This window comes from Dehalococcoidia bacterium (genome assembly GCA_030018455.1).
In the GTDB taxonomy this organism is placed as follows: domain Bacteria; phylum Chloroflexota; class Dehalococcoidia; order DSTF01; family JALHUB01; genus JASEFU01.
In genome coordinates, this window is record JASEFU010000001.1 from 576,560 (window position 1) to 589,906 (window position 13,347).

Here is a 13,347-nt window from a genome sequence, read left to right on the forward strand (position 1 = left end):
ACGTGTCCAAAGAGACTCGCTTTCGCGAATACACACGTTCCGTATGGCAGCGGGACTACGAGGCCTACGACCGACGCCCAGCGAGCTGGCGTGAGTCCATCGCGCCCGCTGTCGAAGTGCTGCTGGGTGAGCTTCGCCGCTGCGCTGACGAGGAGAGCTTGCACGCGGCCTACTGGGAGCCGGGCGACTGGCCTGCGCAGGTCCTGCAGCGCCACCTGCCGTCGGACCCGTGGCCGGAAGCGCTGCTGGAGCTGGAGCACATCGCCTTCTGGCTCCGCTGGCAGGAGTTGGCGGAGGCGGAGTGATGCTAGCCGCAGCCGTCTGCTATCGGTGCGGCGAGCCGCTCGCCTTCACTACACGCGGCTGGGTCCACCAGGGCGGCGGGGCATACGTCATGCGCTGCCCTGACTGCGGTTGGCGTGGCGCTCCCTATCCCAGTCCCGCCTGCTGTCCGCAGTGCGGCTCCCGCGAGGTGCGGGATGACCACTGCGCCCAGCCGCTACGCAGCTAGTCGTGCTCGACCTCTCCCGCCTCAATCCGGAGCAGCGGGAGGCGGTGACCGCTGGCGACGGCCCCGTCCTGGTGGTGGCCGGCCCCGGCTCCGGCAAGACGGCGGTCATAGCCGCCCGCGTCGCCTACCTCATCGACCAGGGCATCGCCGAGCCTTCGGAGGTGCTCGCCGTCACCTTCACCAACAAGGCCGGTCGCGAGTTGAAGCGCCGCCTGGCCTCGGTGCTGGGCGAGCAGGCCCAGGACGTCTCGGCCGGCACCTTCCACGCCTTCGCTCTGCGCGTCCTGCGCCAGTGGGGCGGCCACTTCGGCTTCGACCCCGACCACCTCTCGGTCTACGGCGACGAGGAGGACCGGAGGGCCGCCCTCAACCAGGCCCTGGCCGATCTCGGCCTCGACCCGAAAGGACAGCCCCGGCAGGCTCTGCTGGAGTCCATCAGCCGGGCCAAGGACCGGCTGCTCTGGCCCGACGACGTTCGGGCTAACGATCCGGAGCAGGCCGAGATATACGCCGCCTACCAGGAGGCGCTCCGTCGGCGCAACGCCCTGGACTTCGACGACTTCCTCCTCTTCGCCGTGCGGCTGCTGGAGGAGAACGAGGAGGCGGCCCAGTGGCTGCGGGAGACCCACCGCTACGTGCTGGTGGACGAGTACCAGGACGTGAACTACGCCCAGCACCGGCTGCTCGCCCTGCTGACAGCGGAGCACGGAAACCTGTTCGCGGTGGGCGACCCGCTGCAAAATCTCTTTTCGTGGCGGGGCAGCGACATCCGCTACCTCCTGGAGTTCCAGCGGGACTACCCGGAGGCACGGGTGCTCGCCTTGGAGCAGAACTACCGCAGCACCCAGGTCATCCTGGCCGCGGCCAACGCCCTCAGCGCCGCTCTCCACTACGGCCGGCGCAACCTCTGGACGGCCAACCCCACCGGCATCCCGGTCATCGTGCGACCGGCCGAAGACCCCCAAGCGGAGGCGGCCTTCGTCGTCGCCGAGGTGCGAAGGCTGCTGGCCGAGGGCTTCGTCGGCTCTCCGGCCGACTGCGCCGTCCTCTACCGCACCAACGCCCAGGCCCGCGAGCTGGAGCTGGCCTGCCTGGAGGCCGGGCTGCCCTACAGCGTGCGGGGCAACAACGACTTCCTGGCCCGCAAGGAGATCCGTGACCTCATGGCCTACCTGCGGCTGATCCACAACCCGTCGGACGTGGCAGCCCTGGGGCGAATCGTCAATACGCCTCCGCGCAGGCTTGCCTCCCTGGAGAAGCGCATCCGTGACGGCGAGGAGCTGACCCTGGCCCGCCTCGAGGCTGAGTTTCCCTGCGAGTTGAAGGGAGACCGCAGCCAGCAGTCCTTGCGCGGGTTTCTAGACACGATGGGGGTGCTCGTGGCTATGGCCTCCGACGGTCCCCCGGCGCTCCTTGTCGAGGCCGTCCTGGAGATGACCGGGTACCGCGCCTGGCTCGGCTCTCAGGAGAACGGCGAGAAGCGCCTGGAGAACCTGGACGCTTTCCACGCCCTGGCCGAACGGTCGGAGGCGGAGGCGCTAGCCGAGTTCCTGGACGAGCTCAGCCTGGCCACGGACATAGACACCGGCTCCAGCGCCGACGGCCTCGCTCTCTCCACCATCCACGCCGCCAAGGGGCTGGAGTGGCCGGTGGTGTTCGTGGCTGGACTGGAGGACGGGCTGCTCCCCCACGCCCGCGCTCTAGACGGGCTCGAGGGCGAGGGCGGCCCTCTGGAGGAGGAGCTGCGCCTCCTGTACGTCGCCGTGACCAGGGCGGTGGACCGGCTCTATCTGACCTACGCCCGGCGACGGACCAGCCGGGGGCACCCGCTCACTGCCGCGCCGTCGCGCTTTCTCCAGCACGTCCCCCGCGACCTGGTGGAGCACCGCGCCGCCTGAGGATGGCTCCCATGTACGACGTCATCTCCATTCGCCGGTCGAACCCCATCGAAGAGGTAGCGGCCCGGTCCGGCGTGGACCTGCGCTCCGCGGGTCGCCGCCTGGTCGGCAACTGCCCCTTCCACCGGGACGGCCGGCCCAGCCTGGTGGTCTACCCGGCCAACCAGAGCTACTTCTGCTTCGGCTGCGGCGCCGGCGGCGACGTCATCGACTTCGTGGCCCGCCTGCACGGCGTGGGCTTCAAGGAAGCGGCGGCGATGCTGGTCGGCCCCGGCGCGGAGCAGCGAATACACGACACCTCGAAGGTTGTCAGACTGCCGGCCGCGTCCCGGCTAACGGCCCTCAGCCCAACGGAGGCGGAGGTGATTGACGCCGCTGTCCAGTTCTACCACGACGCCCTCTGGCGAAGCGGCGACGCCCTCGCCTACCTGGCAGCACGGGGCGTCAGCCCGGCCACGGCCCGGCGGTGTCGCCTCGGTTTCGGGTGCCGCGGTCTCGCCGAATACCTGCGCAGCCGTGATCTCAGCCTGGCCGCTGCCCGCAGTGGCGGTCTCCTCAGCGGCGAATGGGACACGATGCTCGGTCGCGTCGTGATCCCAGACATCCGTGGCGGCAGGGCCGCTTGGCTCACCGGACGCAGCGTCGACGGGCGGAACCCCCGCTACCTCAACCTGCGAGTGGCGACGCCCTTGCTCGGCCTCGGCGTCACGCGGAGCGACCAGGTGGTCGTGACCGAAGGTCCTTTCGACTGGCTGACGGCCGCCCAGTGGGGCATGCCAGCTGTGGCGCTCCTCGGCACCCGCGTGTCGCGCTCCACGGTGGAGGCCCTCGCTCGTTTTCACCGCGTGTACCTGGCGCTGGACTGCGACGAAGCGGGCCAGCGGGCCGCTGCTCAACTGGCCACTGAACTCACGGGCCAAGCCCTCATCGTGGATCTGCCGCCGGGCGTCCACGACCTGAACGACCTGGGACGCCTGGCTGGCGGCCGGGAAGCGTTCCTGCGCTGCCTCGATGAAACAAACAGCAGAAAGGAAAGGCGATGGGATTCAAACGACGCCCCGCCCGCTCTGCGCGCCGCCTAAGGCTGCGCAGGCGTGTTGAACACGCCCAAAGCGAAGCGCTGCCCAGCCGGGTGCTCGCCCTGCTGGAGCAGCCCCTGGACCCGCTCCTCGTCTCGGAACGGGAGACCCGCGACGGACGGCTCGTCCAGTACATCGAGGGCTGGGCCATCATCAACCAGGCCAATCGCGTCTTCGGCTTCGACGGCTGGGGCTCGGAGGTGGTGGGCGAGGTCAACTACCGCCCGCTCAGCCTGGCCGACCCTGACACCGGCGAGTCGCTCGCCGTGGGGATGTACACGGCCACGGTACGGGTCGCCGTCCGGGGCTGCCCGCCGAAGGCCGACGTGGGCTGCTCGTTTGTGTCGCAGGACACGCCCGAGGCGCACGAAGCCGCCTACAAAGGGGCGGTGACCGACGCCATGAAGCGGGCGCTTCGCCACTTCGGCGACCAGTTCGGTAACAAACTGTACGTGCGTCGTAATGGCCTCGATGCTATGCCTGCCCTGAGCGAAAGCGATGGGGCGCCGCAACCGTCGCCGCCTCCTTCTCCGGCAAAGGTCGAGGAGATGCGCCGCAGGGTTCTGGAGCTGTCGGCGCGCCTGGGCGTAGACGAGGACAAGGCGCTGGCCTGGGTGGAGAAGCGCTACGGCCAGCCTCTCGACGCTCTCAGCGCAGAGCAGGTCGCGGACGCCGTCCGCTCCCTCGCCGACGAACTGAACCGCCGCAACGGTGTCCCTGCGGGCGGTCGGCCGAACCGCCGTCGGGCTGCTTGATATGGCACTCAACGGTCGACGCCCGGTACGTCTCATCCAGACCCCCGCCGGGCCGCGTTACGTGGTGCAGATACCGGAGCCTCAGTGCCCGCTCCACGGCTGGCGCGCCTACGCCGTGCTCGCTGTGGGACCGAACGGTGACGGGCCGCTCCGCCTCACCCTCTACGAACGAACGGACGGGTGCCCGGAGGAACCCGATGGCCCGGAAGCAGCGTGAGACGCCCCAGGGCCAGGTTACCTTCCTGGCACCCGACGACGCGGCGCTCCTCCATCTCGTGCGGGAGAACCTGCGACTGCTGTCGGGGCTGCGGTCGAGCTATCGCCCGACCGCTGGCAACGGCTCGAAGGCCTGGCAGGTGCGTCGCCCCCAGGACGTGTTCGACCTGCTGGCACCGGAGATGGAAGCGCTGCCCCAGGAACAGATGCGTGTGGTGCTCCTGGACAGCCGCAACCGCGTCCTAGACGTCGTGATGGTCTACCAGGGCAACGTGAACACGGCGGTGGTGCGCACTGCGGAGTTGTTCCGCGACGCCGTCGTCGCCAACGCGCCGAACGTGATCCTCGTGCACAACCACCCGTCCGGCGAACCCGACGCAAGCCCCGAGGACGTTCAGATGACCCGGGACGCCGCGCAGGCCGCGCGACTGCTCGGCATCGACCTGCTGGACCACGTCATCGTGGGCCAGGGGCGGTTCGTCAGCCTCAAGGATCAAGGCGTCCTGTAGGGGACGCTGACCCGCTCATCCCCCCTCTAGAAAGGAGACCCTCCATGCAACTGCTCACCATCCGAGCCGCAGGGTTCACCGCCGCCGTGGACGCCTGCGCCCAAGACGGGGGCCAGCTCTGGTTCATCTCCATGCTGGGGAGCCAGCAGGCCGTGCGCGCCCTCTGGGCCCGTCTCGTGAAGGGCGAGACCGCCTACCTGAGCGAAGACGAGCTGACCTCTGGCTACCCGTGCTGGCTGGTCCGCGAGGCCTGGGGCACGTGGCGCTTCTACGGCGGACGCCTGCCCTCCGGCGCGGCCTACCACGGCATGCTGGTGCCCGATATGGCCGCATACCTGTGTGACCGGCAGGAGTTCCTCCTCCTGGCCCGCAGCGAGGAGGAGGCGCCCGCGCTCCACTATCGCTTCCTGAACCGCCGGGTCGATCTGCCGCTGCACCCGTCCTGGGCGGTCTGGCTCTGGGAGCGGGGACTCAAGGCGAACGAGGTCGAAGCGTTGGAGTCGCTCGGCGTCCACGCCTACCGCTGCCGGCCCGACCCTTCAGCGCTTCAGGATGACGTCAGCCAGGCTGTACGGCGCCGCCGACTCCCGACGCCTGTAGACGACACTACGGTCATCGAGGCGGAGGCGGCCTAGCCGTGGCCCGCTTAGAGAGCGTGGCCGTCGCTGGCTACTTCCCTACGCCGTCATCGGTAGTCGAGCGGGTCGCGGCCTTGATCCGGCCCGCCCACCCGACGGCCCGACAGGCCGTGCGCCTGCTCGACCCGTGCTGCGGCACGGGCGCCGCCCTTCGCCAGCTCGCCGACGCCATCGGCGGCGAGACCTACGGCATCGAGATCGCCCGCGACCGCTGGCAGGAGGCGGAGGCCGTCCTCGACCACGCCGTCTGCGCGAGCGCCTTCGCCGTGCGGCTGGCCCACGACGCCTTCTCCTGCCTCTGGCTAAACCCGCCCTACGACTACGACGATGAGAGCAAGCGGCTGGAGCACGCCTTCCTGACGGCCCTCACCCGCGCCCTCTGCCCCGGCGGGTTGCTGGTCTTCATCGTGCCGCAGAGGCGGCTGGCCGTCTCCGCCCGCTACCTGAGCGGCCACTACACGCGGCTCGCGTGCTACCGCTTCCCCGACCCGGAGTACGCCGACTTCCGCCAGGTCGTGCTCCTCGCGGTGAAGCGAGACGGTCCCGTGGGCGGCGACGGCCAGAGACAGCAACTCGAGGCGTGGGCGGAGGAGCCCCTCCCGGAGCTTCCGCCAGCGGGCTCGGCTGAGCCCCTCTACGACCTTCCCGCCCTCCCGTCGGGGCCGGTCCTCTTCGCTTCCCGGTTCTTCGACCCTGAAGCGGCCGCCCAGCAGGCGCGGGAGTCCGGCCTCTGGGCCAGCCCGTCTCTCGGCGAGCGGCTCTGGCCGGCAGAGGAGCGGCCCGTTCGGCCCTTGATGCCTCTGCGACGGGGCCACCTGGCGGTGCTCATCGCCGCCGGCTTCCTCAACAACATCCTGCTGGAGGCCGACGGCCGCCGGCTGCTGGTCAAGGGCCGCACCTACAAGGAGCTGGTGCCGGTGGAGTCCGGCGACCCCGAGGTCGAGATCGAACGGGAGGTCCTGCGCACCTCGGTGGTCGCTCTGGACCTGCGCACGGGCCGGTTCGAGGTCATCCAGCAGGGAGGGTCCACAGAGAAAACAGAGGAGCGGGCGGCGTGAACTTGGCCCGCTTTATCGCCATCTTCCAGGACGCCATTACCAGAGCCGTCTTGCGAACATACCCGCCCCTGTACTCGGCCCGCAATCGGCATCAGTGGGGCTTCGACTTGCGTCGGCTCCGGCGTCGGCCGCTCGGCGCCCAGGGCGACGCCATTCGCGCCGTGGCCCTCTCCCTCCAGCGACACCGGGGCACCAACCTGGTGGGCGAGATGGGGACCGGCAAGACCACTATCGCGGCCGCGGCTGCCCACCTGGCCGGCTTCCGGCGGGTGCTTGTCCTCTGCCCGCCCCACCTGGTGCGCAAGTGGCAGCGCGAGATCCTGGCCACGGTGCCGGGCGCGGGCGCTGCTATCGTCCGCACCATCACGGACCTCCGGCGCCTGCCCTTTCTGGGGGGCCATCCCCTGTTCGTGGTCCTGTCGCGCGAGCAGGCGAAGCTCTCGTACCGCTGGTCGCCCGCCGTGGTGGAGCGTCTAGCCCTCGCCAACGGGCAACTTCTGCGCGATGAAGAGGGCGAGGCCGTCCGTCGACTCTGCTGCACGGCCTGCTTCGCTCCTGCCCTGGACAACGAGGGCCTGCCTCTGGAACGCGAGCAGCTCGAGCGCAAGAAACAGAATTGCCGCGAGTGCGGCGGCCCCCTCTGGCAGGCCGACCGGTCAGGGCCTCGTCGCTTCCCGCTGGCCGACTACATTGCCCGGCGCATGCCCGCCTTCTTCGACCTGCTCGTTGTCGACGAGCAGCACGAGTACAAGGCCAGGGGCTCGGCTCAGGGGCTGGCCGCTGGCACCCTGGCGGAGTCCTGTCGCCGCGTCCTCACCCTTACGGGCACGCTCATGGGCGGCTACAGCTCGACGCTCTTCTACCTCTTGTGGCGCTTCTCGCCCGCCGTGCGCGACGAGTTCGCCTACAGGGACGAGCAGCGCTGGGTGGCCCGCTACGGCATCGTAGAGCGGATCACCCGCAAGGGTGACGACGACGCCTACGAGGACGGTCGGGTGAGCCGGCGTCGAGGCTACCGCACGCGAGTGGTGGAGAAGCCCGGCGTCTCACCGGCCGTCCTCTTCCACCTCATCGGCAACACCGCCTTCCTCCGTCTGGCCGACGTGGCGTCGGGCCTGCCGGAGTACCGCGAGGAGGTACGGCTGATCGGACTGGAAGGCGGAGACGGCCCGCAGGAGGCATCGCAGGCCGCCTACTACCATCGTCTGGCGGGACAACTGGAGGCGGCGGTGAGGCAGGCGCTGGCCCAGGGTTCGAAGCGGCTCCTGGCCGCCTACCTCCAGAGCCTCCTCGCCTACCCCGACGCCTGCACCAAGGGCGAGACGGTTCTGGACACGCGCACCGACGAGGTGATCGCCTCCGTACCGCCGCTGCCGGAAGACCGCCTCTATCCGAAGGAGCAGGCCCTCCTCGAACTGGTCCGGCGGGAGCGACTCGAGGGCCGACGGGTGCTGGTCTACATCATCCACACCGCCACGCGGGACATATCGCCGCGACTGGAGTCGGTCCTGCGGGGGGCGGGCTTCCGCGTCGCCACCCTCAAGTCCGACACCGTCTCCGCCGACCGGCGCGAGGAGTGGGTGGAGCGCCGGGTGAAGGAAGGGCTGGACGTGCTCCTCGTCCACCCTCGCCTCGTGCAGACGGGGCTGGACCTGGTCGACTTCCCCACCATCGTCTGGTACGAGGTCGAGTACAGCGTCTACACCATGCGGCAGGCCAGCCGCCGCTCCTGGCGCATCGGCCAGCGCCTGCCCGTGCAGGTCGTCTACTTCGCCTACCGTGGCACTCTCCAGGCCCAGGCGCTGGCGCTGGTGGCGAAGAAGCTACAGAGCTCCTTGGCCGTCGAGGGCGAGCTGGTGGAGGAGGGCCTGGCGAGCTTTGGCGACGAAGGCGACGACCTGTTGATGGCCCTGGCCCGCAGCCTGACGGAGCGGGTCGAGGCCAGCGAGGACTCCCTGGAGGGCCTGTTCGCAGGCGTGCGACAGACGGAGCAGGAGGTGGAGGCCGCCCTCCGGCCGGAAGACATGACGCCAGAGGAGCCGGAGCCCGAACCGGAGCCTGCGCCGTTCGCACTGCCGGAGCGGGAGGACGGCGACCTCAGCGCTCTTATTGACCTGCCGTTGTTCCAGGCGACCGTGGGTCAGGCACCGTCGCGGAACGGCGACCGGCCGGAAGAGCCATCAAAGCCGGACGAACCCGTCACCAAGGAACGCGCTGCTGCCGCTGCTGTCCGCAGCGAAAGCGGCGCAGACAAGACGCCGCCGCCTGAAGGACAGCAACTGCGGCTGCTCTGAGGCCGGCTGGCCGCTGGACAGAGGGGGAGCCTCTCTGAGAGGCTCCCCCTCCCTTTCACAGGAGGACATAGCATGCCCGAAAAGAAGTGGTTCTGGACCGAAGCCATGGACGCTTGTCTGGTGCGCATGTACGACCCCACCGTCAAAGGCCGCTCTAAAGAGATCGCCGGTCGCCTGCGAATGCCTCGCTGGGCGGTCAACCGCCGGGCCGCCGCCCTGGGCCTGAGCCGGCCCAAGGATAGGCCGTGGACCGCCCAAGAAGAGGCGTACCTGGAGGGCAGCTTCCACCACGTCTCGGTCAAGGCCCTGGCCCGAAGGCTCGGCCGGTCGCCGACAGCCGTGCGGCTCAAGGCGAAGCGGCTGGGCCTGCGCAAGTACGACGAGGGCTACACCGCGTGCTCGCTGGCCGAGGCGCTGGGGGTCGATCCCCACTGGGTGCTGGCCCGCATCCGCTCAGGCAAGCTCCGGGCGTCGCATCGCTACACCGAGCGCACGGCCGAGCAGGGAGGCGACAGCTGGCTCATCACCGACGAGGCCGTGGTGGAGTTCCTACGGGAGCACGCGTACGACGTCGATCTGCGGAAGGTCGATAGCCTCTGGTTCATGGACCTGATCGCACCGTACCTCCAGCGCTCGGCGACGAGCGGTCGGCGCGCGGAGGCAGCCTGAGGACCGGCAACGAGAGAAGGAGGTAGAGAGACATGCCAGTTAAGACCCGAATCAAGAAGCGCCAGCGGCGAGGCGCCCCCTGGACAGAGGAAGAGGACGCCCATCTCATCGCCATAGCAGACCTGCCGCCGAGGGTGGTGGCCGACCTGATGCAGCGGAGCTGGCTCGCCTGTCGCCGCCGCCTCGTCTACCTGCGGGCCGACGGCAGCGGACCGGTCGGCACGTCCCCTGGGCGGACGTCGAAGCGATAGCCCTCGGGCGAGCCCGAGCCTGCCTGGGGCACAAAGAAAGCGGGAATCCCCGCTTTTTTTGTGCCCGCAGACCTCAGGGACTCCCTCCCAACCACGACGGGCCGCGGCTGCGACTTGGCAGGCGGTTCCTGTATCATCAGGACGGATGAGGTAGCGCCGCCCATGGTGAACACGGGTCGTTCACGATCCTCTTGGTTCGAAAGGGGTGCCGACGCCGCGCAGCGAATACTGTCAGCCGGGTCCCCCCGCTGCTACATCTGCCCACTGTGCCTGCGTGGCTTTCTCCCGAAGGCACTGGAGACTGACCTGCTCACGGTCGAGCACGTACCGCCGAAGCGCCTTGGAGGCCGGCGTCTTGTCTTGACCTGCCGACGATGCAATAGCCGTGCTGGCGCACGACTAGACCACGAGGTGATGAAGAGGGAACTCATCTACGACTTCCACTACGGGACGATGGGTCGACCTGCCCCGGCCCGCCTTACCATGGCTGATCACTCTATTAACGTCGAAGTCCACGCAATCGAAGAATCGATTCGAGTTGTCGGCGTGCCAGGCAGCAATGACCCACGGGTGCAGAACAAGCTCTCGGAGGAATTAGATCGACTCGTGGAGTCCGGCTCATGGCAAGGGTCACAGTTCAATCTCACGTTCTATCGAGGCTTTCGCCACCGGCCAGCGCTCGTCGGGTGGCTCCGGGCCGGCTACCTAGCTGCCTTCGCTGCCCTGGGTTATCGCTATATCCTGCGAACCAGCCTGGATATTGTCCGTCAGCAATTGGCGAACCCGGAGAATGAACTCCTCCGAGTGTTCAGCGTCACAACCCAAGGTCAGATATCAAGAGAGGAACGGCGGATTCTCTTGGTTCAGCGGCCCGCTTGGATGACATCGCTGGCCGTCCAGATGGGCCGCCACATAGTCTTTCTGCCGAGTCTTGAAAAGGCCCCAAGTCCTTATGAACGTTTGGCGCAGAAGGCTGGCGAGCGTGCGGATGAGCGAATCACCGGTAAACTGATCCCCTGGCCAGTCAAGCCAGAGCACGCGCTCGATTTCTTCTAGCGCGCGGCCTTGTTGTTGCCCTTGACCGAATCACTCACTCTTCGTGGTGGCTTGGCTGTTGGGCTTAAACCGGATGCCCCTTTTCCTCTCCTCTGCATAGAAGAGCGCAACATAGCGTCCGCCGGTATCTCTGTTTTGCCAAATTAGACGAAGACCGTAGCCAGGCCGATCTAGTCGATAGTGGTGGTCAGCATCCGTCAGGAACACAACTTCACTCTTACCCGCCCCAAGGAACGGAATTGTGCCTTTTCGTAACTGATCAGTGGCAGGAGCAATCCCTGGCTCATGGTTCTCCAGCAGGATGTCCCAAGCATCCTCTCTTCCTCGATTGAGAATCTCCACCTGATGACCACCATCATCGAGGAGCCGGACGGCAATCACCGACAGGTTTTCACGCAATCCTTCGGTCTGTCCCTCTCTCAACGGAGGGACTTCGACTGGCTGCCACCTCCTCCGAAAGCCCTTCCTCCCCACGGCGGCTATGCGCGCTACACAGGGCTCCTCATAGGAGATGTGAGCGCTAAATTTTGCGATGACGATTACGGGATCACTCAGCCCGTGGCCAGGAATATTAAGAGCCAACTGGCCGATGGTCACTGCTGGCTGAGACCGATACTCCGCGTCGTCGACCTCTCGGCGCAAGGGTCGGAGCATCTCGACCTCAAAGCGGTCCACGAAGGCGTTTTGACCTTGCGGGTTTTCCACGACGACGGCGACGTAAATCCCTGGATCATCCTCACCGCCAACTCGTCTGGCCTCGCGTATATGCGTAATTAGGCCCCTCGTGGATCGCCGTAGCGCCCAGTCTAGGATCGCCGTTATCGGCTTCAATACGTAATCGATCATCAGCCCGGATTATACCCCCAAGGCTGTCCGCGCTTGATAAAACGCTTCTAGGCGCTAGCGCTAGGTGCAGCCCTTCCCTTGACATAGTAGCACAGACGTTCTTATACTTATGGGCGCTGAGGCCGCCCCATGCCCATTGCTTGTATGCACATCCCTCGCTTCGCGGTGGAGGTCGAGCGGCAGCGTCGGCCTGACATCGCCGCCTGCCTCATCCTCATCGGCGAGAGTGCCGTCTTCGACTGTTCCTTGGGCGGCGACGCCCTGGGGGTCAAGCGCGGGATGCGGATGTCGGAGGCCATCGGGCTGTGCCCGCGAGCGGTGGTGCTGCCGCCGGACCTCCCGCACTACCGGCGCCGGTTCGACCAGATTCTGGACTTCCTTGACGACTACAGCCCGCAGGTCGAGCCACGGGATCTCGGCACCGCCTACCTCTCGCTGAACGGCCTGGCGGATGATTCCTCGACCTACGCGGGGGGACTCGTTTCCGACCTGCACCGGCGCTTCGGTTTCATGGCTGCTGTGGGCATCGCTGGCGGGAAGTTCCCCGCGCAGGTGGCGGCAACCACGACCCGCCCCGGCCTGGCGAAGGCGGTCCCGCCCGGCGAGGAGGCCGCCTTCCTGGCGGCGCTGCCCGTCGACCACCTGCCGGCGGGTGAGTCGATGCTGTGGCGGCTGCGACTACTGGGCATCGAGACCATCGGCGAGGTGGCCCGCCTGCCCCTGGACGCTTTTCAACAGCAGTTCGGCTCGGAGGTGAAGCGCTGCTGGGAGCTGGCCAACGGCATCGACAACGAGCCGCTGGTGCCGAGGGTGAAGGAGGAGACGCTAGCGCGGCGCCTTCAGTTGCCCGCGCCGGCGGTCACGCTGGAAGCGATCCTGGCGGGCCTGCAGCGGCTGGTCTTCGCCGCCTACGGGGACGACCGCCGCCGCAGCCGCGGGGTACGCAAGGCCGTCCTCCGGGCGGCTCTGGACGGCGGCGGGTCGTGGGAGCTGCCCGTTTCCTTCCGGGGAGGCGCTGGCCGACCCCCGCGACGCCTGGTTCGCCGTCAGGAGCGCGGTCGAGCGCCATCCGCCGCGGCTTCCAGTGGAGGAACTGGAGGTGGAGCTGGTGGGCCTGAGCGCTGAGTCCGGCAAGCAGGCGCCGATGTTCGACGGCGGCCGGGCGAAGCTGCGGCGGCAGGTGGAGGAGGCGGTGCGACAGCTTGAGGCGCAGCAGGGGCGCAGCCTCATTGGAAAGGTGGTGGAGGCAGAGCCGTGGTCGCGCATCCCGGAGCGACGGGCCGCGCTGGTCGAGTACGACCCTTCGACATAGCTCAGGGCAGGCCCTTAAACCGCCCGCGGCCGCTGCGAGTGGAGGCCGACGAGCGCGGTGGCCCTACCGCCGTCTGGCTCTCGGGTCGCCGCTACGCCGTGGAGGCGGTGCTGGAAACCTGGCGCATCGACGATGAGTGGTGGCGCGAGCGGCCTGTGAGCCGGGTGTACTACCGGCTGTTGCTGGAGGATGGGCGGACGGTGACGTTGTACCGAGACCTCCTGCGAGGCCGATGGTCGAAGCAAGCATACTAGC

General features: G+C 68.1%; 16 protein-coding genes. 15 read left to right on the forward strand and 1 reads right to left on the reverse strand.

Annotated elements, in window-relative coordinates; translation table 11 throughout:
* Positions 1 to 2 precede the first annotated feature (2 nt).
* From QME71_02770 to QME71_02825, 12 genes are all read left to right on the forward strand, one after another.
* Positions 3 to 305, forward strand: a complete 303-nt coding sequence (locus tag QME71_02770) for a hypothetical protein (GenBank protein MDI6857220.1) — start codon at positions 3 to 5, stop codon at positions 303 to 305.
* A 208-nt stretch (positions 306 to 513) separates the two neighbouring features.
* Positions 514 to 2,409 (forward strand): UvrD-helicase domain-containing protein, encoded by a 1,896-nt coding sequence (locus QME71_02775; GenBank protein ID MDI6857221.1) that lies wholly within the window; start codon positions 514 to 516, stop codon positions 2,407 to 2,409.
* Positions 2,410 to 2,420: 11 nt separating this feature from the next.
* Positions 2,421 to 3,491 carry a CHC2 zinc finger domain-containing protein gene (locus QME71_02780; GenBank protein ID MDI6857222.1) on the forward strand — a complete coding sequence of 357 codons (1,071 nt, stop codon included), beginning with the start codon at positions 2,421 to 2,423 and terminating at the stop codon, positions 3,489 to 3,491.
* The gene (locus QME71_02785; GenBank protein MDI6857223.1) at positions 3,449 to 4,243 is read left to right on the forward strand and encodes an RAD52 family DNA repair protein; all 795 of its coding nucleotides are present in this window, start codon (positions 3,449 to 3,451) and stop codon (positions 4,241 to 4,243) included. The genes QME71_02780 and QME71_02785 overlap by 43 nt, the downstream gene beginning before the upstream one ends.
* A gap of 1 nt (position 4,244) precedes the next feature.
* A complete protein-coding gene (locus tag QME71_02790) occupies positions 4,245 to 4,460 on the forward strand; it encodes a hypothetical protein (GenBank protein ID MDI6857224.1) in 216 nt (71 codons plus the stop codon).
* On the forward strand, positions 4,441 to 4,968 hold the full coding sequence (locus QME71_02795) for a JAB domain-containing protein (GenBank protein ID MDI6857225.1): 528 nt from the start codon (positions 4,441 to 4,443) through the stop codon (positions 4,966 to 4,968). Before QME71_02790 ends, QME71_02795 begins: the two co-directional genes overlap by 20 nt.
* Before the next feature lie 44 nt (positions 4,969 to 5,012).
* Entirely contained in the window at positions 5,013 to 5,603 is a 591-nt protein-coding gene (locus QME71_02800) for a hypothetical protein (GenBank protein MDI6857226.1), read from the forward strand.
* A 2-nt stretch (positions 5,604 to 5,605) separates the two neighbouring features.
* Positions 5,606 to 6,664 carry a DUF6094 domain-containing protein gene (locus QME71_02805; GenBank protein MDI6857227.1) on the forward strand — a complete coding sequence of 353 codons (1,059 nt, stop codon included), beginning with the start codon at positions 5,606 to 5,608 and terminating at the stop codon, positions 6,662 to 6,664.
* Entirely contained in the window at positions 6,661 to 8,958 is a 2,298-nt protein-coding gene (locus QME71_02810) for a helicase-related protein (GenBank protein ID MDI6857228.1), read from the forward strand. Before QME71_02805 ends, QME71_02810 begins: the two co-directional genes overlap by 4 nt.
* A gap of 72 nt (positions 8,959 to 9,030) precedes the next feature.
* Positions 9,031 to 9,627 (forward strand): hypothetical protein, encoded by a 597-nt coding sequence (locus tag QME71_02815; protein ID MDI6857229.1) that lies wholly within the window; start codon positions 9,031 to 9,033, stop codon positions 9,625 to 9,627.
* Between the two features lie 32 nt (positions 9,628 to 9,659).
* Complete coding sequence (locus QME71_02820) at positions 9,660 to 9,878, forward strand: hypothetical protein (GenBank protein MDI6857230.1); 219 nt, start codon at positions 9,660 to 9,662, stop codon at positions 9,876 to 9,878.
* Between the two features lie 411 nt (positions 9,879 to 10,289).
* Entirely contained in the window at positions 10,290 to 10,934 is a 645-nt protein-coding gene (locus QME71_02825) for a hypothetical protein (protein MDI6857231.1), read from the forward strand.
* Positions 10,935 to 10,964: 30 nt separating this feature from the next.
* Here QME71_02825 and QME71_02830 read toward each other — a convergent pair whose 3' ends face one another.
* Positions 10,965 to 11,780: a hypothetical protein gene (locus QME71_02830; GenBank protein ID MDI6857232.1), complete on the reverse strand. Its 816-nt coding sequence runs from the start codon at positions 11,778 to 11,780 to the stop codon at positions 10,965 to 10,967.
* 129 nt (positions 11,781 to 11,909) lie between these two features.
* Here QME71_02830 and QME71_02835 point away from each other — a divergent pair, with 129 nt between their 5' ends.
* Genes QME71_02835 through QME71_02845 form a run of 3 tightly spaced genes read left to right on the forward strand, consistent with a single transcriptional unit; the run spans position 11,910 to position 13,346 of the window.
* Positions 11,910 to 12,905, forward strand: coding sequence for a hypothetical protein (locus QME71_02835; GenBank protein ID MDI6857233.1), 996 nt, complete (start codon positions 11,910 to 11,912; stop codon positions 12,903 to 12,905).
* Positions 12,880 to 13,092 (forward strand): hypothetical protein, encoded by a 213-nt coding sequence (locus QME71_02840; GenBank protein MDI6857234.1) that lies wholly within the window; start codon positions 12,880 to 12,882, stop codon positions 13,090 to 13,092. The genes QME71_02835 and QME71_02840 overlap by 26 nt, the downstream gene beginning before the upstream one ends.
* 38 nt (positions 13,093 to 13,130) lie before the next feature.
* Complete coding sequence (locus QME71_02845) at positions 13,131 to 13,346, forward strand: hypothetical protein (GenBank protein MDI6857235.1); 216 nt, start codon at positions 13,131 to 13,133, stop codon at positions 13,344 to 13,346.
* Position 13,347: the final 1 nt, after the last annotated feature.